At 69.6% G+C, this 24,994-nt stretch carries 25 protein-coding genes; 20 read left to right on the top strand and 5 right to left on the bottom strand.

Annotated features, from left to right (window positions below; translation table 11 throughout):
- Positions 1-62 precede the first annotated feature (62 nt).
- The 5 genes from LFM09_RS06355 to LFM09_RS06375 all read left to right on the top strand — a co-directional run bounded on the left by LFM09_RS06355 (position 63) and on the right by LFM09_RS06375 (position 4,721).
- Positions 63-1,391: a hypothetical protein gene (locus LFM09_RS06355; protein ID WP_414095328.1), complete on the top strand. Its 1,329-nt coding sequence runs from the start codon at positions 63-65 to the stop codon at positions 1,389-1,391.
- Positions 1,388-1,774, top strand: a complete 387-nt coding sequence (locus LFM09_RS06360) for a FixH family protein (RefSeq protein ID WP_414095329.1) — start codon at positions 1,388-1,390, stop codon at positions 1,772-1,774. Before LFM09_RS06355 ends, LFM09_RS06360 begins: the two co-directional genes overlap by 4 nt.
- 13 nt (positions 1,775-1,787) lie before the next feature.
- On the top strand, positions 1,788-2,885 hold the full coding sequence (locus LFM09_RS06365) for a hypothetical protein (protein ID WP_414095330.1): 1,098 nt from the start codon (positions 1,788-1,790) through the stop codon (positions 2,883-2,885).
- The gene (locus tag LFM09_RS06370; protein ID WP_414095331.1) at positions 2,878-3,393 is read left to right on the top strand and encodes a hypothetical protein; all 516 of its coding nucleotides are present in this window, start codon (positions 2,878-2,880) and stop codon (positions 3,391-3,393) included. Before LFM09_RS06365 ends, LFM09_RS06370 begins: the two co-directional genes overlap by 8 nt.
- Before the next feature lie 95 nt (positions 3,394-3,488).
- The gene (locus LFM09_RS06375) at positions 3,489-4,721 is read left to right on the top strand and encodes a GDSL-type esterase/lipase family protein (protein WP_414095332.1); all 1,233 of its coding nucleotides are present in this window, start codon (positions 3,489-3,491) and stop codon (positions 4,719-4,721) included.
- A 58-nt stretch (positions 4,722-4,779) separates the two neighbouring features.
- Here the strand turns inward: LFM09_RS06375 and LFM09_RS06380 are convergent, their stop codons facing one another.
- A complete protein-coding gene (locus tag LFM09_RS06380; protein ID WP_414095333.1) occupies positions 4,780-5,037 on the bottom strand; it encodes a hypothetical protein in 258 nt (85 codons plus the stop codon).
- Between the two features lie 238 nt (positions 5,038-5,275).
- Here LFM09_RS06380 and LFM09_RS06385 point away from each other — a divergent pair, with 238 nt between their 5' ends.
- The gene (locus LFM09_RS06385) at positions 5,276-5,782 is read left to right on the top strand and encodes a hypothetical protein (RefSeq protein WP_414095334.1); all 507 of its coding nucleotides are present in this window, start codon (positions 5,276-5,278) and stop codon (positions 5,780-5,782) included.
- The gene (locus LFM09_RS06390) at positions 5,779-6,972 is read left to right on the top strand and encodes an ABC transporter permease (RefSeq protein WP_414095335.1); all 1,194 of its coding nucleotides are present in this window, start codon (positions 5,779-5,781) and stop codon (positions 6,970-6,972) included. The genes LFM09_RS06385 and LFM09_RS06390 overlap by 4 nt, the downstream gene beginning before the upstream one ends.
- 3 nt (positions 6,973-6,975) lie before the next feature.
- Here the strand turns inward: LFM09_RS06390 and LFM09_RS06395 are convergent, their stop codons facing one another.
- Complete coding sequence (locus tag LFM09_RS06395) at positions 6,976-7,536, bottom strand: response regulator transcription factor (protein WP_414095336.1); 561 nt, start codon at positions 7,534-7,536, stop codon at positions 6,976-6,978.
- 152 nt (positions 7,537-7,688) lie between these two features.
- Here LFM09_RS06395 and LFM09_RS06400 point away from each other — a divergent pair, with 152 nt between their 5' ends.
- From LFM09_RS06400 to LFM09_RS06415, 4 genes are read left to right on the top strand one after another with little or no spacing between them, the layout of a single operon-like run.
- Positions 7,689-8,261, top strand: coding sequence for an RNA polymerase sigma factor (locus LFM09_RS06400; RefSeq protein ID WP_414095337.1), 573 nt, complete (start codon positions 7,689-7,691; stop codon positions 8,259-8,261).
- The gene (locus tag LFM09_RS06405; protein ID WP_414095338.1) at positions 8,258-9,118 is read left to right on the top strand and encodes a hypothetical protein; all 861 of its coding nucleotides are present in this window, start codon (positions 8,258-8,260) and stop codon (positions 9,116-9,118) included. Before LFM09_RS06400 ends, LFM09_RS06405 begins: the two co-directional genes overlap by 4 nt.
- Positions 9,119-9,130: 12 nt before the next feature.
- Positions 9,131-10,267 (top strand): efflux RND transporter periplasmic adaptor subunit, encoded by a 1,137-nt coding sequence (locus LFM09_RS06410; protein WP_414095340.1) that lies wholly within the window; start codon positions 9,131-9,133, stop codon positions 10,265-10,267.
- Complete coding sequence (locus LFM09_RS06415; protein WP_414095341.1) at positions 10,264-10,929, top strand: ABC transporter ATP-binding protein; 666 nt, start codon at positions 10,264-10,266, stop codon at positions 10,927-10,929. Before LFM09_RS06410 ends, LFM09_RS06415 begins: the two co-directional genes overlap by 4 nt.
- Before the next feature lie 3 nt (positions 10,930-10,932).
- Here LFM09_RS06415 and LFM09_RS06420 read toward each other — a convergent pair whose 3' ends face one another.
- Genes LFM09_RS06420 through LFM09_RS06430 form a run of 3 tightly spaced genes read right to left on the bottom strand, consistent with a single transcriptional unit; the run spans position 10,933 to position 13,305 of the window.
- Entirely contained in the window at positions 10,933-12,051 is a 1,119-nt protein-coding gene (locus LFM09_RS06420) for a sensor histidine kinase (RefSeq protein ID WP_414095342.1), read from the bottom strand.
- Between the two features lie 20 nt (positions 12,052-12,071).
- Positions 12,072-12,734, bottom strand: coding sequence for a response regulator transcription factor (locus LFM09_RS06425; RefSeq protein WP_414095343.1), 663 nt, complete (start codon positions 12,732-12,734; stop codon positions 12,072-12,074).
- Between the two features lie 10 nt (positions 12,735-12,744).
- Positions 12,745-13,305, bottom strand: coding sequence for a VanZ family protein (locus tag LFM09_RS06430; protein WP_414095344.1), 561 nt, complete (start codon positions 13,303-13,305; stop codon positions 12,745-12,747).
- Positions 13,306-13,527: 222 nt separating this feature from the next.
- Here LFM09_RS06430 and mptB point away from each other — a divergent pair, with 222 nt between their 5' ends.
- From mptB to LFM09_RS06475, 9 genes are all read left to right on the top strand, one after another.
- Positions 13,528-15,159, top strand: coding sequence for a polyprenol phosphomannose-dependent alpha 1,6 mannosyltransferase MptB (mptB, locus tag LFM09_RS06435; RefSeq protein WP_414095345.1), 1,632 nt, complete (start codon positions 13,528-13,530; stop codon positions 15,157-15,159).
- Positions 15,152-16,372, top strand: coding sequence for a glycosyltransferase 87 family protein (locus tag LFM09_RS06440; RefSeq protein WP_414095346.1), 1,221 nt, complete (start codon positions 15,152-15,154; stop codon positions 16,370-16,372). The genes mptB and LFM09_RS06440 overlap by 8 nt, the downstream gene beginning before the upstream one ends.
- A gap of 25 nt (positions 16,373-16,397) precedes the next feature.
- The gene (locus LFM09_RS06445; RefSeq protein WP_414095347.1) at positions 16,398-17,624 is read left to right on the top strand and encodes a glycosyltransferase 87 family protein; all 1,227 of its coding nucleotides are present in this window, start codon (positions 16,398-16,400) and stop codon (positions 17,622-17,624) included.
- A gap of 349 nt (positions 17,625-17,973) precedes the next feature.
- Positions 17,974-18,657 (top strand): class I SAM-dependent methyltransferase, encoded by a 684-nt coding sequence (locus LFM09_RS06450; RefSeq protein WP_414095348.1) that lies wholly within the window; start codon positions 17,974-17,976, stop codon positions 18,655-18,657.
- Positions 18,657-20,435: a thiamine pyrophosphate-binding protein gene (locus tag LFM09_RS06455; protein WP_414095349.1), complete on the top strand. Its 1,779-nt coding sequence runs from the start codon at positions 18,657-18,659 to the stop codon at positions 20,433-20,435. The genes LFM09_RS06450 and LFM09_RS06455 overlap by 1 nt, the downstream gene beginning before the upstream one ends.
- 28 nt (positions 20,436-20,463) lie before the next feature.
- On the top strand, positions 20,464-21,498 hold the full coding sequence (locus LFM09_RS06460; protein WP_414095350.1) for a saccharopine dehydrogenase: 1,035 nt from the start codon (positions 20,464-20,466) through the stop codon (positions 21,496-21,498).
- 9 nt (positions 21,499-21,507) lie between these two features.
- Positions 21,508-22,656 (top strand): saccharopine dehydrogenase family protein, encoded by a 1,149-nt coding sequence (locus tag LFM09_RS06465; protein WP_414095351.1) that lies wholly within the window; start codon positions 21,508-21,510, stop codon positions 22,654-22,656.
- A gap of 73 nt (positions 22,657-22,729) precedes the next feature.
- Positions 22,730-23,728, top strand: a complete 999-nt coding sequence (locus LFM09_RS06470) for an EamA family transporter (RefSeq protein ID WP_414095352.1) — start codon at positions 22,730-22,732, stop codon at positions 23,726-23,728.
- Between the two features lie 11 nt (positions 23,729-23,739).
- Positions 23,740-24,963: an ATP-grasp domain-containing protein gene (locus LFM09_RS06475; RefSeq protein WP_414095353.1), complete on the top strand. Its 1,224-nt coding sequence runs from the start codon at positions 23,740-23,742 to the stop codon at positions 24,961-24,963.
- Positions 24,964-24,994: the final 31 nt, after the last annotated feature.

A 24,994-nucleotide genomic window follows, 5' to 3' on the forward strand; every position in this document is an offset into this window, starting at 1 on the left:
GACCCGGTTTCCGTCGCGGCAGTGACGCTTTCCCAGGGCCGTGATCGTTACGTTCGGCCACGATGAAGCGAAGCGTTTCGATCTTGCTGCTCACGCTGGGGGCGATCCTGGGGATCGCGGGCCCGGCGCTGGCCGACGGTGCCGAGACCGGCGCGGACGTCCACGTCGCGCAGACCCTCGGCGACCGCGACCTCACGATCATCATCCGCCGGGTCGCGGAGGTGCCGGGACCTGTGCACGTCGACGTGGTGACGCACGTCGGTTCACCGCCGGGCGAGATCACGCTGACACTCAACGCCGCCGGTGCCGCGACCAGCACGGCCAAGGTCGTTCTCGGTACCACGCCGGGCTTCTACAGCGGCGTCCTCCACGTCGACCGCCCCGGTCCGTGGGAGCTGGCGGTCGACGAGGCCAAGATCCCGTTCGTCGTGCCGGCCAAAGTCGCGTCACCGTGGGAGAACGCGACCTACGGCGGGTTCATAGCGGCCGGCGTGCTGCTGTTCGTGGCACTGCTGGCGGCCGTCGCGGGCAGGCCCGGTCTCACACTGGTCCCCACGGCTGGCGTGGTCGCAGCGGTCGCCGTCGCGGCCACCGCGGCGTTGCTGGCGCCGAGCATTCCACAGCCACCGCAACCCGGCACCCAGCTCGACCCGACCTACGACAACATCAACGATCCGTACCAGCGAACGTCCATAGCGGACTTCTCCAGGCCGCCGGTGAACCTGGTGCCGAGCATGCAGGGCAACGACCTCGTGCTCAGCCTGACCGACGGGTCGTCGGGCCGCCCGGTGGACGACCTGCTGGTGCACGACAACGCGTTCATCCACCTCGTTGTCGTGTCGCCGTCCGCGAGCCTCCAGCACCTGCACCCGATCCGCACGGCACCCGGTGAGTACCGCGCCCGGATCAAATCCTCGGAACAGGGCACGCACGCGATCGCCGCGGAGATCGCCAGGCGCGGCGGGGGAGTGCAGCTGCTGCGATCAAGCATCGACATCGCGGGCACGTCCAACGCACGCAAAGACGGAAAAGCCGACCTGGCAACGGAAATCCGGGAAGCGGGCAGGCCGAGCACGATCACCGCCCGGTTCGGGAAACGCGACCTGCAACCATGGCTGGGCATGCTCGGCCACATGATCGTCGTCGGCCCGATCACGAACAGCCCGGTCAACGCCCAGATCTGGGCGCACGTGCACTCGATGATCCCGCCGACCCCGGGCATGCCCGGCAAACCCGACGAGAGCGTCGCCGCCTACGGGCCGAACGTGCCGTTCACCTACTCGTTCCCGTTGCCTGGCACGTACCTCGTGTGGATCCAGGTCGAACGGAACTACGAGATCGTCACGGTGCCCACGACGGTCGAGGTCCCGACACCGAAGGGGGACAGGTGAAAGGCAGAGTTCTGGCCGCCGCAGCCGGAATCATCGCCGTGCTGGCCGCGGCGATAGTGCTGTGGCCGCGAAGCGTTGAGGCACAACCACATCTCGCCGAGAGCCAGCAACTCAGGTTCGTGCTCACCCCGGCGAGCACGAAGAGCGGCGTCAACGAGTTCGATCTCAAGATCACCGATCGCGCGGGCAACCCCGCACACGGCGAGGTGACGGTCGAACCGGCCATGCCGCAGATGGGCCACGCGATCGCACCGATCACCGCGGGGCCGCGCGAACCCGGTCACTACCAGGTCGGCGGGGTCGACCTGTTCATGGCCGGGCAATGGGAAATCACCGTGTCACTCAGTGCGGAGCGGGTGGTCATCCCGCTGCTGCTCACCTGAAGGGGGAGGATCAGTGGACATCACGGCGACGACTACAGCGTCAGCCAAAGTCGCTGTCCCGAGGGGGTTGGTCCCGGCGAGCGTCGTGCTCGGCGGCACGCTGCTCTCGTTGATCGGCCTGACGTGGGACATCCAGTGGCATTCGGACGTCGGGCCGGACACGTTCTTCACGATGCCGCACCTGTTCCTGTACGCGGGCAGCGCGGTCTCCGGCATCGCGAGCCTCGTCGTCGTGCTGCTGACGACGGCGGCCGAGAAGCGTGACCGCGCGATCGACCCGGTGGTCGGCGGCCGCGCGGTCGGCGTCTTCGGCCGCACGTTCGCGGCACCCGTCGGCTACCTGGTCTCCGGCATCGGCGCGGCCCTGTTCCTGGTGTACGGCCTGTGGGACCAGTGGTGGCACGGCCTGTACGGGTTCGACGCCGTGATCGACTCACCGCCGCACATCGGCCTGCTGCTGTCGATCTCCATCACGATGGTCGGCGCGGTCATGATCTTCGCGGTCGCGCGCGACCAGCGCTGGGGAACGTACGGCGTGATCGGGACCGCCGCGGTCCTGCTCGTGTTCAGCATGGTGACGGTGCTGGGCCTGCGCGCCGTGCCCGGCGCGCTCTTCAGCCCGGTCTCCGTGGGCACGGCGTTCTTCTCGGTGATGATCCTGTTCACGGCCGCCGGCGCCCTCAACCGGAGGGGTAGCGCGCTCGCCGTCGGTGTGTCGGTCGCCGTGCTGCAGGCGGTGTTCTGGTGGTTCTCGCCGTGGGCGGCCAGGGTCTACGCGGACGCCTCGGGCCTGCCCCTGCGTGACTACACCGACGGCGTTCCCGGGCTCCCCAACATGATCCCGATGTGCCTGGTGATCGTCGCGGTCGCCGCGGAACTGCTGCACCGGCTGCCCGCCTGGGTGCCCGGCGCTGCCGGCGGCGCGCTGATCGCGGCCTGCGTGCCCGTGCAGCGGCTCATCGTCTGGGGAGGACCCTTCCCGATCAACGCCAGGTACATCGCCACCATCGTCGTCGCGGCGGCGTTCGGCGCTCTCGCCGCGACGCTCGGCCGGCGGTTCGGCCAGATGCTGCGCCACCTCGCACCGGTGAAGGAGAACCGCCATGCGTAAGCCGTTGCTCGCACTTCTGGGCACCGCGGCCCTGCTGCTCGGTCTGGCGTCCCCGTCGCTCGCCTTCGAACCGGTGAACGTCGTGCACACCGAGAAAGTCCAGGCAGGGCCGTACAACCTGACCGTCGGCTTCAGCACGTGGCCCGTCAAAGCCATGCAGTCACTGGACTTCACGTTCGCGCCCGAGGACGGCATCGCGGACAAGAAGGGCACCCTGACGATGCTCCACGGCGGCGAGGAGATGGAGGACGCCCCGCTGGCCCGGCACCCCCGCAAGCGCGAGGTCTGGGGCCTGGACATCCACGCCATGCCCGAGCAGGGCACGTGGACGCTCAAGTTCGACATCGACGGCCCGTCCGGTCCCGCGACCGGCGAGCTGAAGAACCTCCAGGTGATGGAACAGCCCGGCCCGCCGATGGGACTGTCCTGGGCGATCAGCACCATCCCGTTGTTCGGCCTGATCGCGCTCATCGTGATCGCGTGGCGGCGGACCCGGGCTGCTGTGTGACACGGCCTGCGCCGCGAGAGGAGAGCGCTCTCGCGGCGCAGGCTGAAAGATTTCCGTAATCCCCGGCCGACCACCGGAGCTGTTAGACAGCAACCATGAGTGATCGCCTGCGCACCCCGGCAATCGCGACGGCCGTGCTCGCCGTCGCCGCACTCCTCACTCCCGCCGCCGAAGCCGAAAGACCGGGAACAGGCTGGTTCACCTCCTGGGCGCAGTCGCAGCAGAACCTCGCCCCGGTCACGTTGCACGACCAGTCACTGCGGATGATCACGCGCCTCAGCCAGGGCGGCAGCGCGGTCCGGATCCGCGTGCAGAACACCTTCGGCAAGCAGCCGTTGACGATCGACCGCACCACCGTCGCGATCAGCGCGGGCTGGGCCGCGGTGGAGTCGACGCGCGACCTCACGTTCGGCGGCCGGCGCGCGGTCACGATCCCGGCCGGCGGTGAGACGTGGAGCGACCGGACCACGCTGAACACCGTGCCAGGCAACGACATCGCGGTGAGCATGCACGTCGCGGGCGACGTCGTCCCTGGACGGCACGAATCGGCCTTCCGCGACAACTACCTCACGCCACCGGGTTCGGGCGAACACACGACGGACTCCGGCGCGGCCTACACGCAGAAGGTCCAGTCGACCTACGTGGTCAGCGCCGTCGACGTGTACAACCCGCGGTTGCGCGGGACCGTCGTGCCGTTCGGCAGCTCGGTGGTCGACGGGGTGGGCAGCACCAACTGCGGGCCGGGCTGCACCGAACTGGGTACGAGCAAGCGCTGGACGGACGTGCTGGCGCGTCGGATCGTCGCCGAGCTGCCGCGCGACTCGCAGCTCGCCGTGGCCAACGCCGGCATCAGCGGCACGACGAGTGCCATCTGCCCGCGCACACCTGCCGCGTTCGTCGGGCTGGATGCGTTGTCACGCCTGGAAAGAGACGTCCTCGCACTGCACGGCGTCACGGACGTCATCTACTACTACGGCACGAACGACCTGGCGAACGGCTGCACCGCCAACGACATCCTCGCCAGCTACCGCACCGTGTTCGGGCGGCTGCGGGCTGCCGGGATCGCCGTGCACGTCACCCCGATCACGTCCCGGCTCGGCTACAGCGACCAGAACAACGTCGACCGCCACGCCGTCAACGACTTCGTGAAGCGCGGCAGCGACTGCTCGGACAGCTGCACGTCGCTGATGGACTTCGACCAGGTGCTGGAGGACCCGATCAGGCCGAACAGCATCAACCCGCCCTACGACACCGGTGACGGCGTGCACTCGAACATCAAGGGACAGCAGGCGATCGCGGACTACATCGCGTTGAAGGCACTGGTCTGATCACGGGAACAGGGCCGCACCGGCGCGACGCGGTGCGGCCCCGTCCCAGGGGGAGGGATCAGTGACAGGGCCCGCTGAGGTAGTCCGACCCGTCAGCAGCGTCCTGCCAGTGGTGGTACCAGTACGGCGAGATGTAGTCGTCGTGCAGGTACACCTGCAGGTGGTAGTGCCCGTGTGCCGGAATCCAGTGGTAGTGGTCCGCGGTGCCGCAGCCGGAAGCACTGGCGGCGGGTGCTGTCGCGACCGAAAGGCCGACGGCGGCACCCAGGCTCAGTGCCGCGGCGGCGGCCACGCGAACCAGTTTGCTCTTCAGCATCGAATCTTGGCCCCCTCGTGGAAGGGAAAGCAGTCCCCAGGCGCGATCCCCGGCAGACTTGAGAACTCACGTCGATCTCACGGACACAGTCCTCGCCAGGCGGTATCACCCACCATGGCCGCGCGGGTGCAGGCCCTGAGCCGCTGGTGTCATCGCGTGAACCAGCGGACCGCGATGTAACAAGCGAGGACCCCTCGTGGCGTTCCTGTTCGACAGGACCCACGAGTGAGGAGTTCCGATGACCACATGGCGGTTGATCGCGGCCGTGGTGAGCGCGCTGGCCGTCGCCGGCTGTGCGTCCGCTCCGAACGCGACCACGGACGGTGCTGCCACCGCGGCGAAGGACGCCGGGGCGAAGTACACCGAGTGCATGAAGACGGCCGGGTGGAATCCCGAACAGCTGGGCGGCGCCCAGGCCACCTCGAACCCGCTGCCCAAGGACCCGAAGTTCGAGGCCGACATGCAACGCTGCCAGCGCGAGTCCGGTTTGGACAAAGCACGGCCGAAGGAGGACGCGAAACCCGACGCGGCCAAGCAGAACGAACGCACGCTGGCACTGGTGCGCTGCATCCGCGACCGGGGCTGGCAGGTGGCGGACCCGAAGATGGACGCTCGCGGCGTGCTGCTCCCGCCGTCGCCGGACGAGAACCTGCCCGCCGACCGGCAGTCCGCGTACAACGACGACTTCAACCAGTGCGTCGAGAAAACCCAGGGCGGGGCCATCGAGGGACACCCGACCAAGTGACGACCACGGGTTCCTTGCGGGACACCGCCTACCTGTCCGCCCGCGCCCTGACCGCGCGCAAGGGCAGGACGTTGCTCGCGATGCTCGGCCCCGCGCTGGGCGTCGCGGCGATCGTCGGAGCGGTCACCTACTCGCAGAGCGCTTCCGCGGAGGTGCAGGAGACGTTGCGGTCGGTGGGCAGCGACCTGATCGTCGTCGCGGCCGCCCAGAGCACGCCGGGCAGCACGAGCACGCTGCCCCTCGAAGCGGCGGAACGGGCGAGGAACGTGCGCACGGTGCTCGCCGCCGCGCCGCTGAGCCGCGTGGCCGGGATCCGGGTGGGGGCCAACGAACTGGGCGCCGGCACGCAGGCCACTGCGGGCTACGGCGTGCAGTCCACCAGCGCCGAGCTGGCGGACGTGGCGGATCTCCAACTGGCACAAGGACGTTTCCTGCTGCCGTTGGACGAGGAACGCGGTGCGCGGGTCGCCGTCGTCGGTGCCGCCGTGGCTGAAACGATCGGCTACACCGCGGGCCAGCCGCAGACCATCAGGCTCGGTGGCGAGGTGTTCGGGGTCGTCGGGTCGATCGGCTCGACCACGCTCGCCAGCGAGCTGAACGACAGCGTGCTGATCCCGGTCTCGACCTCGGTGACCCTGTTCGGCGCCGACCGCAGACCGAGCCAGCTGCTGCTGGAGGTCGAGCCGGGCACCACCGAGCGCACGGTGCCGATGCTGGACGTCGCGGTGACGTACGGGGACGGTGCGCCGCCGGAGGTCCGGGTACCCGCGGAGCTGCTCGCGGCGGGCATGAAGATCGACCAGACGCTGCAGTGGGTCGTGGCCGGCATGGGCGGGCTCGCGTTGCTGGTCGGCGGGCTCGGGATCGCGAACGTGCTGACGATGTCCGTGCTGGAGCGGAGCTCGGAGATCGGTGTGCGCCGGGCGTTGGGGCACCGCAGGTTCCACGTCGCGCTGCAGTTCCTGGGGGAGGCGGCGCTGATCGGGGTGATCGGCGGACTCGCCGGGGTCGCGGCGGCCGTGGCCGGTGTCGGCGTGTTCGTCAGCAGCCGCGGGTGGCCGGTGGCCGTCGATCCGCTCCTGGTGGCGGCCGCGCTGGGGATCGCCGTCGTGATCACGATGATCGCCGCCGTCTACCCGGCGGCGACCGCGTCGCGTCTCGATCCGATGCGGGTCCTGCGGCTCGGCTGAGCACTAGGACTGCAGGAACCCGGCGTCGATCGCCACCGCGACGAGCTGCGACTGGTTGGTGCACTCGAACAGTTCGAACAGGCTCGACACCTCACGTTTGACCGTCGCCAGGGACACGCGCAGCCGTTGCGCGATCGTGGTGTAGGACAGCCCGAACGCGATCAGGCGCAGCACGCGTTCCTGGCGATCGGTCAACGCCGGGCACTTGTCCGCGTACGCCGACAACGTGGCGGAGAACGCCACCACCTCCGTGCCCGCCGCGCCGATCACCACGGGCAGATCGCTCACCAGCCGGTCGGCGCTGAGCGCACCGCCGATGTCGCCGGACGAGATGCGGCGCAGGACCCGTGACGCGTGCGCCGGTTTCGCGGGATCCACCACCACGACGACGTTGCGGCCTGTCCGGTCACCGTGGTCGGTCACGACGACGGCACGTTCGGCACTCTCGACCACGGTCCAGCCACGCCGTTCGGCGGTGAACCGGACAACCTCGCGCAGGGCTTCGTCGCTGCAGGCGATGTGGACCCTGATCGGTTGTCTGTGGCCCTCCCCGTTGTTCCCCATGCTGCCCCCTCGTTTCCGCAGACCGGGGGCACCTAGCTCGCGCCGATCAAGGCTAACACCGCGATTAGCCGGATCGGGTCGAGTTTCACCGCATGTAACACGAGCGGACGCTCGTGGCTTTTCCTGGTGAGGGGACACCAAAGGGGGAAACGGTGCCGGCACCAGACGAGGACCTGAGATCGGACGCCCAGCTGCTCGCCGCCGCAGGCGAGGACGCGGAGGCGTTCGGGGTCTTCTACGACCGGCACGTCCGGGTACTGCTCGGGTTCTTCTACCGGCGCACGCTGTGCGCCGAGATGGCGGCCGACCTGACCGCCGAAACCTTCGCGGCCGCGTTCATCAACCGGCGCAGATACCGGGACACAGGGGCACCTACTCGCGCATGGCTCCTCGGTATCGGACGTCGGGAGCTGAGCCGGGCGCTGCGCAAACAGCGGGTGGAGACGAGGGCACGCGAACGACTGGGGCTGCCGAGGCTGGAGGTGGACGACCAGTCGCTGGAGCGCATCGAGGAGCTGGTGGACGTGACACCGCTGGTCACGGCGGTGAAACAGGCGCTGAGCAGCATGTCGCCGAAGCTCGCCGACGCGGTGCTGCTGCGGGTCGCCCACGACCTCCCGTACGAGGAGGTCGCGGCCCGGCTGGGGTGCAGTGAGGGGGCGGCACGGGTGCGCGTGGCCAGAGGGCTCGCGCGGCTCGAGGAACTACTGGAGGTGAGCGGATGAGCGATCCCACCGCCTTCGAGACGCGGCTGCGCCGTGAGCTCGTCGACGCGATCGCGGCCCGTCAGCGCCGGCCTTCCTGGCGCCTTCCCGCGCTCCGGATCGCGGTCGTCGCGGCGGCCGCGAGCCTGGTCGCCGGGGCCGTGCTGGCCGTGACGAACCTGTCCGATCCGGCTCCCGCGCTGGCGGTCAGCGTGCAGGACGGACGTGTCGTCGTGGACCTGCGCGATCCGAACGCGTCGGCGGCCGCGATGGAACGGGAACTGGCCGCCGCCGGGATCGACAGCCAGGTCCGCCGTGTTCCGGTGTCGCCGTCGCTGTCCGGACGCTGGATCGGCGCACTGTTGCTGACCGGCGCACCGGTGGTCGACCAGCAACACTCCGCGAACCAGCACCCGGAAGGCCGCAGCCGCATCGTGCTGCGGCTCGACGAGAGCAGCGAAGTGGTGCTGTTCCTGGGGTCCGACGGTGGCGACGGGCGCTACACGATCAGCGCCAACGCCTTCGGGTCCGGAGAACCGTTGCACTGCAGCGGAATCGGCGGTGCCGAGACCTCGCAGGCCGCGCGACTGCTGGCCGACCGCGGGTTGAAGGTGCGCTGGGTCGTCGTTCCGGACGGTCCTGCGGCCGTGCTGACGCCGACCGACAGCGTGCCCGCGGGAACCGTCGTCGGGGCTGAGATGGAGTCGGGTGGTCAGGTGCGCGTGTTCGTGGCCGCGCCGGGTCAGACACCCGCTCCTGACCCGGATCCGGCCGACGGCACGGAGTTCGTGCTCTCCCAGCTGCTGGCCGGCGTGCGGCCCGACGAACTGCCCGTGCACGACAAACCATCGCTGTCCATCGACGGCTCCGAGTGCTGAAGGGCTTGTGCCATGGCCGAACCTGACCTCGACGTGCTGCTCGGCCGGGAACGCAAGCGGTCCCGGCGCGGGCTCGTCGTCGCTGTGGTCGTCGTGGTGGTGATCGGCGGTGCGGCCACCGGTGCCTGGTACGCCTGCGCTTCGCGTTCCGAACCCGCTTCCGCGGCACCTCCGCTGGCCACGGCTCGCGTGGAACGGCAGACGCTGCGCGACACGTTCACGGTCCGCGGGGTGGCTCGCTATCGCGACACCGCCACCGTGCGCGCCGTCGGTTCCGGTGTGGTGACCGAGCTCGGCCTGACCACCGGGCAAGTAGTCCAGCCCGGTGCCGTGGTCTACCGGGTGGCCGGCACTCCGGTCGTCGCGATGACCGGGGCCTTCCCGTTCTGGCGCGATGTCGGCCGGGGTGCCACGGGCATCGACGTGAAGCAGCTCGAGTCGTTCCTGAAGGCGGCGGGGCAGAACCCGGGCCCGGTCGACGAAACCTTCACGGCGGCCACCGAGCGGGCGGTCAAGAACTGGCAGAAAGCCGTGGGGGTCAAGCAAACCGGGGCGATCAAGGCCGACGAGGTGATCACAGCGCCGTGGCCCGCGCGCGTCGGCAAGGTCGACGTCAAGGTCGGCGACCAGGTCTCGCCGGGCGGGCAGGTCGCCGCACTGACCGAGCCGAACGCCGCCGTGTCGATCGATCTCGATCCCGGGCAACGCCTGCGCGCCCTGAAGGGCCAGAAGGTCGAGATCCAGGTGACGTCGAGCAGGGCCAAGGCCACCGGCACGGTCGCCGAGATCGACGCCACGCCGACGACGAGCAACTCGCAGAACAACCAGTCGGGTGGCGACGGTTCTTCGTCGAACCAAGGTTCGTCATCGCCGGTGTACAAGGCCACGGTCGCACTCGACGCACCTCTCGACGTCGTCGACGGCACGCAGCTCAGCGCTCTGGTCGTGCTGTCCGAGGAAGCAGACGTGCTCACCGTGCCGGTGGGTGCGGTGATCCAGGACGGCCAGGGCAAGCCCGTGGTGCGCGTGGCGGAGGCAGGTGGCAGCCGGCAGGTGCCGGTCGAGCTCGGCACTCAGAGCGGCGCCTACGTGGCCGTCCGAAAAGGACTGACGGGTGACGAGACCGTGGTGCTGGGCGGTGCGGGGTGACCGCCGTGCTCGCCACCGAGAACCTCACGAAGGTGTATTCCGGCGAGGTGCCCGTGACCGCGGTGCAGGACGTGACGATCACCGTGCGCTCCGGCGAACTGGTGGCGCTGACCGGGCCGTCAGGTTCGGGCAAGACCACGCTGCTCGGCCTGCTCGGGCTGCTCGACACCCCGACGGCGGGCCAGGTGCGCGTGCTCGGCGAACCCGCCGCCGGTCTGTCCGACCGGCAGCGCACGGCGTTGCGGGCCCGCCTGCTGGGCTTCGTCTTCCAGCAGTTCCACCTGCTCCCGCACCTCGACGCGCTCGGCAACGTCGAGGCGGCGCTGCGCTACCGGGGCCTTCGTGCCGACCAACGCCGCCGCCTGGCCATGACGGCTCTCGACCGCGTGGGCCTCGTGCACCGGTTCGACCACCAGCCGGCCCGCCTGTCCGGTGGCGAACAGCAGCGCGTCGCGATCGCCCGCGCGCTGGTCACCTCGCCGGCGCTGATCCTCGCCGACGAGCCGACCGGCAACCTCGACACGGAGAACTCCCAGCGGCTGCTGGCGTTGCTCGACCAGGTCGCCTCGGACGGCGCGGCGGTGGTCGTGGTGACGCACGACGAAGAGGTGGCCGCGCGGTCGCACCGGCGGATCGTGATGCGTGACGGCGCGGTGGTCTGACGACTACCTGCCGGAGGAGGCGGCCGCCGCGCTCGGCGAGTTCTTCCGCTGACCAGGCAGCCGGACCCGGACGAGCAGCCCGCCGGCCGGACGGGGTTCGAGGTCGAGCCTCCCGTCGTGAGCCCGGACGATGCTGTGCACGATGGCCAGCCCGAGGCCGACGCCGGCGTGCTCCTCGGTGCGCACGCGTTCCGTGGCGCGTTGAAACGGTTCGACGAGGGTCGGCACCAGCTCCGGCGGGACCTGCGGACCGGTGTTCTCGACCTCCAGCACGCACACGCCCTGCCGCGACGAGAGGTGGACCGTGACGGCCCCGTCGGCAGGCAGGTTGTGGGCGATGGCGTTCTGGACGAGGTTCGTCACCATCCGCAGCAGCAACGCGGATGACCCGCTGGTCTGCACCGGCTCACCGGTGACGTCGAGCGTGATCCGGCGCCGCTCGGCGAACGGCAACAGGGTCTCCACGGCCTCCTCCGCGACGAGCGAGAGGTCGACCGGTTCGCGGGTGAAGGTGCCGCGGTCGGTCTTGCTGAGCAGGAGAAGCGCTTCGGTGAGCTCGATCGCCCGCGTGTTCACCTCGTGGAGGCGTTCGAGCAGCTCTCCGCGGTCCTGCGCCGGGTCCCTGCGGGCGAGGTCGATGATCGCCTTCGAGATCGACAACGGGGTGCGCAGCTCGTGGGAGGCGTTCGCGGCGAACCGCTGTTGTTCGGCCACGTGCGATTCCAGCTGGTCGAGCATGGTGTCGAAGACGTCGGAGAGCTCGCGGAACTCGTCCTCGGCGCCCTCCATGCGGATCCGGTGGGAGAGCGACCCCTGCGAGGCCTTCCGCGCCGCGTCGGCGATCTGGTCGAGGGGCGCGAGCACCCGGCCGGAGAGGATCCAGCCGCCCACCAGCCCGAACAAGAGCAAGATCGCCAGCGCGACACCGGCGGCGCGGGCGAAGATCCGTGACAGCAGGTACTGGTTGGGCGAGAGGTAGAGCAGGCCCTGGTCGGTGTTGGGCACGTATCGCAGCAGGTACATCCACGCCACGCCGATCAGCACGAGACCGGTGAGCAGGACGAGGCCCGCGTAGCTGACGGTGAGCTTGAGGCGGACGGGGTGTCCCGGGCGCCTGGTCACGGGGTGCGCTGCGGGCCTGGTCACGGGGTGTCGATCCGGTAGCCGACGCCGGGCACGGTCGCGATGAGCCACGGTTCACCCAGCCGCTTGCGCAGCGCGGAGACGGTGATGCGGACGGCGTTGGTGAACGGGTCGGCGTTCTCGTCCCAGGCCCGTTCCAGCAGCTCCTCGGCGCTCACGACACCACCCTCCGCCGCGACGAGGACTTCCAGCACGGCGAACTGCTTGCGGGTGAGCGCGACGTAGCGCTCGTCGCGGAAGACCTCGCGGCGGAACGGGTCGAGCCGCAGGCCCGCGATCTCGCGCACCGGCGGCCGGACGTGGGCCCGCCTGCGGTCGAGGGCCCGCAGCCGCAGCACGAGCTCGCGCAGCTCGAACGGTTTGGTCAGGTAGTCGTCGGCGCCGATCTCGAACCCGGAGGCCTTGTCGTCGATCCGGTCGGCCGCGGTGAGCATGATGATCGGCATTCCGCTGCCGGACGCGACGATCCGCCGGGCGATCTCGTCGCCGGTCGGGCCGGGGATGTCGCGGTCCAGCACGGCGAGGTCGTAGGAGTTGACGCTGAGCATCTCCAGCGCGACGTGACCGTCCGCGGCGATGTCGGCGGCGATCGCCTCCAGCCGGAGACCGTCCCGGACGGCCTCGGCCAGGTACGGTTCGTCCTCCACGATCAACACGCGCACGTTTCGCAGCCTAGGCAGAACGGGATATCGCCCGCATATCCGAACGCCGGTCACCGGCGCGTTGCCACAATGGTGAGGACAAAAGCGCTGCCAGCCCGGCACCGGTCGTGTTGAGCAGCACGTCGTCCACGGAGGACACCCGGTCGAGCCACAGGTACTGCGCGGTCTCCAGCAGTGCCGTGAAGCCCGCGACGAGGGTGACGACCCGCCGCACCGAAGCCAGTTCCGGGAAGCGCAGGGGAGCGAAGAACCCGAACACCGCGAACGCCGCCAGGTTGCCGACGACCTGTCCCGCGTCCATCTCCAGCAGGTCCCGCAGCGGTACGAGGTTCAGCGGGCCGAGCTCTGCGAAGGGCCGATCACCGGGTAGCAGGATCATCCACACCCACGGCACCGTCCCGTAGACCATCGCGACCTCGGCAAGTGACCTCTGCCACGGCTTTTCGGCGCCGGCGCGGCGGCGTGCCAGCGCGAGGCCGCACACCGTCAGCGCGGCCACCGGGGTCGACAGGACTGTGATGGCGACCACACCGGTGAACGTGCCGACCCACCCGTACCACGTGTTGGGCATGTTCCCACTGAAGACTCACGCCTGTTGCCCGGGCGTATTCGGTTTTTAATACACCCGCGATATGGGAACGCACTGGCAGAAGCGTTTCCGGCGGGGCCTTCTGCACGGCTCGCGGCCTTCCGCTATGATTGATTGAAAGCTGATCTTGCGCTGGCAACACGGTCGGCGCCGTGGCGGTCCGATGGCGGACCTTGCCTGTATTTCAAGAGGGTGGACCCGGTTGTGACCGCTGTTGTGGGCGGAATTACAGCGCCGCTCGCCACTGGCAGGGACGGATGGCTGGGACTGCTCCGGCGCATTCCGCCGCGAATCCTGTGGCCTGGCGTTATCGGTGCCGCGATGCTCGCCGCAGGTGGGCTGGGCGCCGGCGCGATCGTGCGAAGAGACCCGCTGCTGAGCGGGACGTTCATGAACGCGATCAGGTATGGCCACGGCCACGACCTCGCGTTCATGGTCTTGTTCGTGGGCCTGTTCCTCATGGTCCTGTCGTGGGTGCGACTCGGCCGCCTGGTGCGCGTCGGCACGGTCGGCGGCCGCACGGTGGCGCTGGCCGCCGCGGCGTGGACCACACCGCTGATCATCGCCCCGCCGCTGTACAGCCGGGACGTCTACAGCTACCTGGCACAGGGCGCGGTCGCGTTGCGCGGCTTCGACCCGTACGCCGAGGGCGCGTCCGTCCTGGACCTGCCGCTGCGGGGCAATGTCGCCGGCCTGTGGCAGGAGACACCGTCACCGTACGGGCCGCTGTTCCTGCTGCTCGGCAAGGGAACGGTCTTCCTGACCGGCGACAACGTCATCCTCGGTGCGATCCTGATGCGCATCGCGGTGCTCGGCGGCCTGGCGCTGCTCGTCCTCGCGATCCCCGGCCTCACCCGCCACCTCGGTGGCCGTGCCCCGGTCGCGATGTGGCTCACCGTCGCGAACCCGCTGGTCCTGGCGCTGGGTATCGGCGGCGCGCACAACGACATCCTGATGGTCGGCCTGATGGCCCTCGGCGTCGTGAAGGTCCTCGACCGCAAGCATCTCAGCGGATTCGCGCTGATAGCCCTGGCCACGGCCGTGAAGGCGACCGCGTTCCTGGTCGTGCCCTTCCTCGTGTGGGTGTGGGCCGCCCGGCTGTCCGGTCCGGCACGGCACCGCTTCCTGGTCGCGACCGCGGCCGGTGGAGCGGCGTTCATCGTGGTCTTCACCGCCGCCACCATGGTCGCGGGCGTCGACCTGGGCTGGATCGGCGTGCTGAAGTCGCAGGGCCCGCTGCTCACGTGGATGTCGCTGCCGTGCGCGGCCGCAGAGATCCTCTTCTACACGCTCGGCCGGCACATCCCGGGCTGGACGCACGACGGCTTCCTGGGCTTCTTCCGCGCGGCGGGCATGGTCGTGCTCCTCGGCGTGCTCGTCCGCCAGTGGTGGCTCGCGCGGGAAGGCGGCGTCGACGCGGTTCGACGCGCCACCATCGCGCTGCTGGCCGCCTCGCTGCTCGCGCCGTCCGTGCTGCCCTGGTACTTCACCTGGGCGCTGGCGCTGGCCGCCGCGTTCGCGTGGAGCGACCGCTGGATCGCCACCCTGGCCGGCGTCTCCGTCTGGATGGTGCTGGTCACGCTGCCCGACGGCACGATCGTGGCCCGCTGGACCTACGGCGACATGAACGGCTGGGTGTGGTGGCCGTACCTGGCCGCGACCGTCGCAGCCGGCGTGTGGGTCGGGAAGAGCCTGCTCAAGCCCGAGGCGCCGCCGGACCTGGAGCCCGTCGTGGACGGGGTCACGGTCACGGACGTGATCCACGCTCCGGAGCCCGCTCCGAAGGCGGCCGCCGTCCCCGAGCCGACGCGAGTCGTGGGGGGAACCGGTGGTTGAGCAGTTGCGTGCCGCCGAAGGCCGCGTGCTGAGGTTCGCTCCGCTCGTGCTCGTCCTGTCGCTGGGCATCTACGCCTGGAAGCTGGGCAACCCCGCGAACTGGGGCATGATCGACCTGAAGGTGTACTGGAGCCTTGCTCCGAACGTGCTCACCGATCAGCTCTACACGATCAACATGCCGTTCACGGCGGACTTCCCGCTGCCGTTCACCTACCCGCCGTTCGCGGCGCTCACGTTCCTGCCGATCTCGGCGCTCCCGTGGATCGCCGCGCGGATCGTGTGGCAGGTGCTGTCGCTGGTCTGCCTGTGGTGGCTGATCAGGACGGCGCTGAAGCTGCTGGCGACCAGGGCCGGGCGGCCGTTCGACGTGACGTGGTCGCGCCGGGCGTTGCTGTGGACGGCGCTGGCCCTGTGGTGTGAGCCGGTCCGCAAGACCCTCGACTTCGGGCAGATCAACCTCGTCCTGGTCGCCGGGGTGTTCGCCGCGATGGTGGCGACGCGGCAGTCCGTCGCCGGACTCGGTGTCGGTGCCGGCATCGGGCTGAAGCTGACGCCCGGCATCTCGGTGCTGTACTTCCTGGCCACCCGCAAGTTCGCCGCGGCGGTCTGGTCGGCGGTCGGCTTCGCGATCACGGTGGCGCTGGGCTTCGTCGTGTCGGCGTCCGACTCGTGGCGCTACTGGTTCGAGCTGCTCGGCGCGGCCGACCGCGTGGGCCCGGTGGGCTCGGCGATCAACCAGTCTCTGCGCGGCGCGTTGTCCCGCACGCTCGGCTACGACGTCGAGATGTCCTGGCCGTGGCTGCTCGCCGTCGCGGTGTCCGCCGCGCTGACGTGGTTCGCGTTGCGCGCTGCGGTGCGGGCGGGCGACACGCTGGCGGCCGTGCTCGTGGTGCAGTTCTTCGGGCTGCTCGTCTCGCCGATCTCGTGGAGCCACCACTGGTTGTGGGTCATCCCGCTGGTGCTCTGGGTGGCTTATGGCGCAACGGGCCGAGGCCGTCTGGCGATCGCCGCGGCGTGGGTGGTCGTGACCGGCGTGGACGTCATCACGTTCCTGATCGACCAGCAACCGTCCATTTGGGAGATTCCGAGGCCGTGGCCGCTGGCCGTGCTCGGCTGGGTGTACCCGGCGCTCGGACTGCTCACGCTCGCGGCTGTGCCGAAGCTGCTCCGCGCCGAGTCGCGCGCGGACGCGGCACTCGTTCGCACGAACTAGAGGGAAGTCCGCGTTGCAAGGCTTGATGAAACTGGAACAGCGGCTGTTGAAGGTCGCACCGTTGCTGCTGGTGCTCTCCGCAGCGGTGCGCACGTGGACCATCGTCACCGGGTTCGGCAACGAGACGATCGACCTGTACGTGTACTGGGCACTGGCGCCGCACGTGCTCGAAGGCGACCTCTACCAGGTGACGTCGCCGAACTCACCGCCGGACTTCCCGCTGCCGTTCACCTACCCGCCCTTCGGCGCGCTGGTGTTCCTGCCGATGACGTGGATGTTCTGGGGCCTGGCCCAGTGGAGCTTCCGCCTGCTGACGCTGCTGTGCCTGTACTGGATGGTGCGGGTGGCGCTGCGGTTCGTCGCCGGTGAGGCCTGGACGACTGACGCGAAGTTGTGGCGGCGGCGCGCGATCCTGTGGACCGCGGTGCTGATCTGGATGATGCCGGTCTTCCACACGTTCGAGTTCGGGCAGATCAACCTGGTGCTGGCGGGCGTCGTGCTGGCCGCGATGGTGGCGCAGAACTCGAAGGTCGCCGGTGCCGGCATCGGCTTCACCGCCGGGGTGAAGCTCGTGCCCGCGATCTCCGGCCTGTACTTCCTGGCCACCCGCAGGTGGGCGGCGGCAGTGTGGTCGTTCGTCGCCTTCGTGGTGAGCGTCGGGCTCGGGTTCCTGGTGAACTTCGAGCAGGCCAAGTACTACTGGTTCGAACTGCTCGGCGCCGCTGATCGGGTCGGTCCGATCGCGACCGCGCACAACCAGTCGTTGCGCGGTGCGTTGTCCCGGACCTTGGGTTACGACGTGGGCATGTCCTGGCCGTGGATCATCGCCGCGGTGGTGGCGGTGGTGCTGGCCGGGTTCGCGCTGCGGGCGGCGGTGCGCGCGGGCGACGTGCTGATCGGCGTGCTGACGGTGCAGTTCCTCGGGTTGCTGCTCTCGCCGATCTCCTGGGACCACCACTGGGTGTGGATCGCTCCACTGCTGATCTGGCTGGTGTACACGCGGATCCCGACGTGGGCGCGTGCCACGCTGCTGGTGTTGTGGGTCCCGGTCATGTTCCTGGACGTGATCGCGTTCCAGCTGCACCGCCAGCCGACGATCTGGACCATCAGCCGGCCGGGCTGGCTGTCGGCGATCGGCTGGGCCTATCCCGCGTTCGCTCTGGTGACGCTGGTCGTGATCGCCGTCGTGGTCGGTGCTGTGGCGCGGGCTCGTGCGACCGAGGAGCCCGCGCAGCCCATGAGCACGGTCTAGGGGCTCCGCAAGATCTACGCGGTAAGGCTGTTCTCGCCAGAAAGAGTTCCGTTCGGCGCTCGGAAAGAATGAATTAATTCTTTCCGAGCGTTGCTCATGTCGGGCGGATACCAGAAAGCGCCGGTATTTCCCCTTCTTTTTGTGTGACGTGGGTCATGCGGCAATCTTTCGCACTGATTGCTGCGAGTGCCGGTAAGTAGTCGCTACAGTTCACTCTGTCGGCGGTACGGTGTGCCGTGACGGTTACCAATACTTGGCAACTGTCGACTCCGGGGGGAGTCGGACGTCTCAATGTGTGAGAAACACATTAAATCGACGTGAACTGCAAGTGCGGTTATGGGGGAATGGCGTGAGCGTGCACGCGAAAAACCACGAAGACCTGGTGAAGTTCTACATCGGTGACAAGTCCGGTAAATCCAACATCTTCGAGGTGTGGGAGAACGGCGGCAGTCACGGCGACTCGGTGACGCCGTCGACCTACAGCCCGGAGTACCGGGCCTGGATGGCCGACCGCCTGACCTCGGAACTGCAGCTCAACGGTGGGGCTCTGCTCAGCCTGGGCTGCGGGAACGCCGCGGTGGAGGCGGAGGTCCAGCGCCGCGGGTTCCGGGTCCTCGCGATCGACGCGATGCAGGACGCGGTCGACCTCGCCCGGCAGAAGGGCATCGAGGCGATCTGTGCCGACATCTACTCGTGGCAGCCTTCTGAGCCGTTCTCGGTCATTTACATCGACGGCGTTCTCGGTCACCTCAACGATGATGCGGAAGGGCTTGTCCCGGTACTTTCTCGCATTCGCACGTGGCTCTCGCCGTTGAACGGCAGGGCGACCCTGCTCGCGTCCAACGACGCACCGAAGAACGACGAAAAGGTGCAGAAAGCGCCGGGTGTAAACGGTTTCAGCTGGCTCTCCGGTGAGTACATCGGTGAACAGGCGATGAAGGCCGGATTCACTTCTGCCGACGTCGGCGAGTTCCGGTACACGAGGCCGATCTCCGGCGGCCGGGTGCGTGCCGTGGTGGCCGCGCAGCTCTGATGGGAAAGCAGATGAACAACGGCGCGGAGCTGCTCGTCGACGCCCTGGTCCGGCACGGTGTGGACACCGTGTTCGGGTTCCCCGGCGACACGAGCATCGCCTTCTACGACGTCCTGCTGCGCCGCGCGGACGAGATCCGGCACGTGCTGGCCCGCGACGAGCGGCACGCGGGCTTCATGGCCGACGCCTACAGCCGCACGACCCGGCGGCTCGGGGTGTGCGAGGCACCGAGCGGTGCCGGCGCGGTCTACCTGGCGAGCGGGATGGCCGAGGCGTTCGCGGCCAGCGTGCCGCTGCTCGCGATCACCACGGACAACAACCGCCGCAGTTTCGGCACCGCGCCGATCAGCGAGGTCGACCAGGAGGCCTTGTTCAGCGCGTGCACGAAGTGGCGGCGCAGCGCGGAACGCACCGAGGACATCCCGGCACTCGTCGAGGAGGCGATCGTCGCGGCGACCTCGGGCCGTCCGGGGCCGGTCGTGCTGATCCTGCCCGAGGACGTCATCGAAGGCGTTGTGGAGGTGCAGGGTGCGGCCGTCACCGCCGACCTCGCCGCACCGGCATCGGAGGGTGCGGCCGTCACCGCCGGCCTTCCCACAGCGCCAGCCGTCACCGCCGACCTGCCTGGCCGACGCGTTGCGGCCCCGGAGACCGCCATCGCCGAGGCGGCAGCCAAGCTCTCCGCCGCCACGCGCCCCGTGATCGTCGCGGGCGGCGGCGCGCACTTCTCCGGTGCGGGCAGCGAGCTCACCGCACTGGCCGAGCACCTCGGCCTGCCGGTCGCCACCAGCATCCACGGCAAGGGAGTCGTCGACGAGGCGCACCCGCTGGCGCTGGGCGTGATCGGCGGCAACGGTGCCCGGCCGTACGCGAACCGGTACCTCGCGGAGGCCGACCTGGTGCTGTTCGTCGGCACCAGGGCGAACGCGACCGACACACTCGGCTTCACCGCACCGAAGCGCGGCGAGACCGTCGTGCTCCACATCGAGACCGACGAGCACCGCGCCGGCCGCAACTACCCAGGCAGCACGGCGCTGGTGGGCGACGCGACGACCGTCCTCGCCCAGCTCAAAGCCCGCGTCGAGGCCAAGACCACCGAGGTGGCCGAGGAACTGGCCGAGGCCCGGAAGCTCTGGGCCGAGAGTCTGGCTCCTGTCGAACTGCCCGGCGAGGTGCTCGACCCGCGCGAGATCGTCAACGCCCTGCGCGACGCGTTCGGGCCGGACACCTGGGTGGTGGCGGACGCGGGCACGCCGACGCCGTACCTCTCCAGCTTCTGGGAGGCACCGGGCGACGGCTGGCGGGTGACGATCCCACGCGGCCACGGTCCGCTCGGGTTCGCGGTGGCCGCGTCGGTCGGTGTCGCCGTCGGGCATCCCGGCGAGCGGGTGCTGTGCGTGACCACGGAGAACAGCGTCGCCATGGCGGTCTCGGAGTGGGAGACCGCGAAACGGCTCGGGCTGCCGATCACGTACGTGGTGCTCGACAACACCTCGCTCGCGTGGATCAAGATGATCCAGCACCTCTACAGCGGCAGCCGCTACTTCGCGGTCGATCCGGGACCGATCGACCCGGTTCTGCTCGCCGCGGGCATGGGCGTGCCCGGCGCCCGCGCGCGGACGCTGGACGAACTTGCGACCATGGCCAAGGAAGCGGCGAACGCGGAGGGCCCGACGGTCATCCACGTCGCCGTGCCGGAGCACATGGACGTCCCACCACCGGTACCGGTGTGGCAGGCCGCGCTCTCCGGCGAAGCCAAGAGCCGTCCCATCCACTAGGTCCACAAGAGACAGACAGCAGGAGAAAATGACGAGCAGCAGCAACGGTATCTGGCTGCGCAGGGAGACCTCTCCCACCGAAGAACGCACCGTGCTCGTCCCGGCCGACGCCGCGGCGCTGATCGCAGAGGGCGTGCGGGTCACCGTCGAGGAGGCGGACAACCGGGTCTTCGCGATCGAGGAGTACGCGGCGGCGGGTGCAACGATCGTGCCGGGCGACACCTGGCCGGACGCACCCGCGGGTGAGGTGATCCTCGGGCTCAAGGAGCCGTCGGGGCACGTCCAGCCGTTGACGCACCGGCACATCTTCTTCGGACACGCCTACAAGGGCCAGGACGGCGGACCCGCGCTGCTGCGCCGGTTCGTCGAGGGCGGCGGTGAGCTGTACGACCTGGAGTACCTGACGCACGAGGACGGGCGGCGCGTTGTCGCGTTCGGCTTCTGGGCCGGGTATGTCGGCGCGGCGCTCGCCGCGCTGCACCACCGCGGTCAGCTGAAAGCACCGCTGACGTCCATGACGCGGGCGGAGCTGGACGCACAGCTCCGCGCTGCGAAGGACGACGCCAAAGCACTGGTCATCGGCGCGCTCGGCCGCTCGGGCCGGGGCGCGGTCGAGGCGCTCGAAGTCGCGGGCATCCCCACGACCAAGTGGGACATCGAGGAAACCCGAAACCTCGACCAGGCAGCGATCCTGGCCCACGACATCCTGGTGAACACGGTCTTCGCGGACGCGCCCGGCACGCCGTTCCTCACCGCGGCCGACCTGCCGCGCGCCGATCGCGTGCTGGCGACCGTCTCGGACGTCACGTGCGATGTCACGTCGAACGCGAACCGTCTGCCGGTCAACGACGCGGTGACCGACTGGGCGAGTCCGTCGCGCCGGCTGCACGACGAACCGGTGCTCGACGTGATCGCGGTCGACAACCTGCCCTCGTTGCTGCCGCGGGAGTCCAGCACGGACTTCTCGGCGGGGTTGCTGCCGCACCTGCGGACGTGGTCCCACAACGGTGCGGTGTGGACTCGTGCGCTGGAGCACTTCGACCGGGCGAAAAGTTCGCTGTGAGAGGAAGAAATGCCTGACCTGACCACCCCCACCGGCCGTGTGCACTGGATCGGCACCGGCATGTCCACAGGCAGTGGACTCGGCCTCGTCTGCGAGGGCGCGAACACTGTCCTATGGGGACGCACCGAGCAGAAAGCCGCGGACTGTCTTGCGAAACTCGGCCTGACCGGCAAGGCGAAGACGGCCGCGTTCACGCCGGAGGCACTCGCTGCCGAGCTCACGCAAGGTGACGTGGTCGTGTCGATGTTGCCCGCGACCGAGCACCCCGCGCTGGTGCGGCTGGCCGTCGAACGCGGCGCGCACTTCACGTGCTCCAGCTACCTCAGCCCGGGCATCGCCGAACACGCCGACGCCGCAACGGATCGCGGGCTCGTCGTGCTCACGGAGTGCGGGCTCGACCCCGGCATCGACCACCTGCTCGGCCACGAGCTGGTGCGCCAGGCCAAGGCCTTCGCCGGTGACCGGCCGGCGACCGTGCGGTTCACGTCGTACTGCGGCAGCAACCCGGCCGTGCCGAACGACTTCCGCTACCGGTTCAGCTGGGCGCCGCGCGGTGTGCTCACCGCGTTGCTGTCGCCGGCGCGGCTGATCGAGGACGACGAGCCGAAGGACGTGGCACGCCCGTGGGAGGCCGTCACGACCGAAACCGTTGGCGGCGAGGAGTTCGAGGTCTACCCGAACCGCGACAGCGTGCCGTTCGTGCGCACGTACGCGTTCCCGGAGACCTGGCGGCTGGCGAAGTTCGTGCGCGGCACGCTGCGCATCGCCGGCTGGCGCGAGGCGTGGCAGCCGGTCTTCGCCGAGCTCGCCACCGGCGACGACGCCCGGATCACGGAGCTGGCGAACGAGCTGGCGCAGCGGTACCCGACCACGGCCGAGGACCACGACCGCGTTGTCATGTCGGTGAAGCTCGAAGTGCGCACCGACGACGGCGACACGTGGGCCGGCGAGTACGCGCTCGACGTCACCGGTGACGCGACCGAGGCGGCGACCCCGCGAACGGTGTCCGTCCCGCTCGGACTCGCGATCCTCGACGTCCTCGGTGGACGCGTCGCTCCCGGTCTGCACCAGGCGACGGACGACCCGGAGCTGGTGCGCCGCTGGCTGGATCTGCTGGCGGCACAGGGCATCACGGCGTCGTTCACGTCCGGTACGTGAGATTCGCCTGCGGACTCGGCCGGGCCTTCGCTACGGTTGCGGCCTGGCCGAGTCCGGCGGGTGGGGACCCGCGATGCGGGACGAGGCAGTCGAGATGCGGGGGAGCATCGTGAGTCAGAACGTGCTCGGTGGGATGCGTCGTGGAGTGGTGCCACTTCTGGCGTACGCGATTCTCACCGCGGCCATGGACGTGTACGCGGGAAACCGGTTCGAGGAGCTGAGCCCGGCGAGCATCGCCGCGGTGTCGTTCACCCTCACCATGGTCTTCTTCCTGGCCGTCGAGTGGCACCGCGGTGGCGGCAGCCTCGGCGAGCTGAGGACGCACCGCCGCGACCTGATCGCCATCAACATCACCACGGCCGTCACGTGGCTGACGACGTTCTACGCGCTGGCGTACCTGGAGCCCGCGATCGTGAACGTCGTCGGGCTCGCGCTCGGGCCGGTGATCACCGTGTTCGCCGGCAGCTGGCTGCGCCGGGGCAGCACCGTGCTCGCCACCGAAGTCGTTGTGTCCATTGCGATCTGCGCGTTGCTCGGCGCCCTGGTGTGGGGGTCGTTCACCGGCCGCAGCGGCCTGGGCGACATGGCGACCAGTGACGCGGTGGCGGGATTGGTGTTCACGGTCGCGTGCGCGGTCGGGTCCGCGGTGAACATCATCTACATGAAGCGGCTCAGCGACGCGGGCTGCGCGCCGGGGCAGGTGCTCGCCACCCGGTTCTTCCTGATGAGCGGGATCGCCTGGGTGCTGGTCGCGTTCGAGGACGGCGCGGACCTGCAGGCGGCGTTCCTGCCGGGCCTGATCGTCGCGATCATCGGTGTGGGACTGCCGATCTACGTGCTGCAGATCGGCATCAAGCACACCGAGCCGATCACCACGTCCCTGCTCGTCGCGCTGTCGCCGTTGTTCGCGTTCGTCATGCAGCTCGCGGACGGCAGGCTGCGTTTTTCGATCTTCACCCTCGCCGGTGTGCTGCTCGTGGTGGCACTGGTCGTGGTGGGCGCGGTGGTGCGCAGCAGGCACACCGCGGCCGCCCCACCTGAGCCGGTCGCGGTGGCCGCAAACGAATCGTGAGGTTTCCAGAAATGACGTGTGCCATTGTCGACGCGTACGGCGCGGGCAGACTGCTGCCCGCGGCGCTGCGCCAGCGCGGTGTCGGGTTCGTGCACGTGCGCTCCCAGTTCCCGGACACCCGGCTCGCCTACCGGCCGGAGGACTTCACCGAGGACATCGAGCACACCGGTGACGTGACGGCCACCGCCGCCCGGCTGCGCTCGCTGGGCGTCACGGTCGTGGTCGCCGCGGCCGAGTCCGGGGTGCTGCTCGCCGACGAGCTGTCGGCGGCGCTCGGAGTGACCGGCAACGGCCTGACGGGCTCGATCGCCCGCCGCGACAAGTTCGCGATGCAGGACGCGGTGCGCGCCGCGGGCCTCGCCACGGCGGCCAACTTCCAGTCGGCGTCGGTTGACGAGGTCGTCGCGTGGGCGACGCGCCGCGACGACTGGCCGGTCGTGCTCAAGCCGGTGTTGAGCGCGGGCACCGACAACGTGATCATCTGCCACAGCGCGGCCGAGGTCGCTGCCGCGCACGAGCGGATCATGACGTCGGTCGACCGGTACGGCAAGAGCAATGATGTCGTGCTGGCACAACAGTTCCTGCACGGCGCCGAGCACTACGTGAACACGGTGAGCCGCGACGGCGTGCACCGCGTCGTCGAGGTGTGGCGCTACCACAAGCGCGTGATCGACGGCCGGGCCGTCTACGACTACGAGGACCTGCTGGCGCTGGAGGACTCGGGCGCGCAGGAGGTCGTCGGGTACGTCCGGTCGGTGCTCGACGCGCTGGGCATCCGCAACGGCGCCGGGCACACCGAGATCATGCTGACCGCCGCCGGTCCGTACCTGATCGAGTCGGGTGCCCGGCTCGGCGGTGGTCAGATGCCGGAGCTGCTGACCCGGTGCGTCGGCTCGGATCAGGTGGACACGCTGGCGTTCTCGGTGGCGGACCCGTCGAGCTTCCTCGCCGAGGCCGAGGCGCCGTATCAGCTGAAGAGCCGGCTTCGGTGCGTCAACCTGATCTCGCCCGCCGACGGGGTCATCCCGGATGAGGACGGGTGGCAGCAGGTGCGTGATCTGCCGTCGTTCGGCGCGTTGGTGGTGAATCTGCCTGCGGGCACGAGGTTCTCGCGGACGATCGACATGGCGACCTGTCCTGGCACGGTGTATCTGACGCACGACGAGCCGGCGGTGCTGGAGGCCGACTACCAGGCGTTGCGCGCGCTGGAAGAGGCTGGGCTCTACCACGGCTAGTGGTGTGGGGCGAGGTCCGCGGACCTCGGCC

The sequence above is a fragment of the Lentzea alba genome, assembly GCF_047445655.1.
GTDB classification, from domain to species: Bacteria; Actinomycetota; Actinomycetes; order Mycobacteriales; family Pseudonocardiaceae; genus Lentzea; species Lentzea alba_A.

What these genes read in the sequence shown, in the direction of transcription:
- LFM09_RS06355 (WP_414095328.1), top strand. Translation starts at nt 63, where the DNA reads ATGAAGCGAAGCGTTTCGATCTTGCTGCTCACGCTGGGGGCGATCCTG.
- LFM09_RS06370 (WP_414095331.1), top strand. Translation starts at nt 2,878, where the DNA reads ATGCGTAAGCCGTTGCTCGCACTTCTGGGCACCGCGGCCCTGCTGCTC.
- LFM09_RS06375 (WP_414095332.1), top strand. Translation starts at nt 3,489, where the DNA reads ATGAGTGATCGCCTGCGCACCCCGGCAATCGCGACGGCCGTGCTCGCC.
- LFM09_RS06380 (WP_414095333.1), bottom strand. Translation starts at nt 5,037, where the DNA reads ATGCTGAAGAGCAAACTGGTTCGCGTGGCCGCCGCCGCGGCACTGAGC.
- LFM09_RS06385 (WP_414095334.1), top strand. Translation starts at nt 5,276, where the DNA reads ATGACCACATGGCGGTTGATCGCGGCCGTGGTGAGCGCGCTGGCCGTC.
- LFM09_RS06395 (WP_414095336.1), bottom strand. Translation starts at nt 7,536, where the DNA reads ATGGGGAACAACGGGGAGGGCCACAGACAACCGATCAGGGTCCACATC.
- LFM09_RS06405 (WP_414095338.1), top strand. Translation starts at nt 8,258, where the DNA reads ATGAGCGATCCCACCGCCTTCGAGACGCGGCTGCGCCGTGAGCTCGTC.
- LFM09_RS06410 (WP_414095340.1), top strand. Translation starts at nt 9,131, where the DNA reads ATGGCCGAACCTGACCTCGACGTGCTGCTCGGCCGGGAACGCAAGCGG.
- LFM09_RS06430 (WP_414095344.1), bottom strand. Translation starts at nt 13,305, where the DNA reads ATGCCCAACACGTGGTACGGGTGGGTCGGCACGTTCACCGGTGTGGTC.
- LFM09_RS06445 (WP_414095347.1), top strand. Translation starts at nt 16,398, where the DNA reads ATGAAACTGGAACAGCGGCTGTTGAAGGTCGCACCGTTGCTGCTGGTG.
- LFM09_RS06455 (WP_414095349.1), top strand. Translation starts at nt 18,657, where the DNA reads ATGGGAAAGCAGATGAACAACGGCGCGGAGCTGCTCGTCGACGCCCTG.
- LFM09_RS06460 (WP_414095350.1), top strand. Translation starts at nt 20,464, where the DNA reads ATGACGAGCAGCAGCAACGGTATCTGGCTGCGCAGGGAGACCTCTCCC.
- LFM09_RS06465 (WP_414095351.1), top strand. Translation starts at nt 21,508, where the DNA reads ATGCCTGACCTGACCACCCCCACCGGCCGTGTGCACTGGATCGGCACC.
- LFM09_RS06470 (WP_414095352.1), top strand. Translation starts at nt 22,730, where the DNA reads ATGCGGGACGAGGCAGTCGAGATGCGGGGGAGCATCGTGAGTCAGAAC.
- LFM09_RS06475 (WP_414095353.1), top strand. Translation starts at nt 23,740, where the DNA reads ATGACGTGTGCCATTGTCGACGCGTACGGCGCGGGCAGACTGCTGCCC.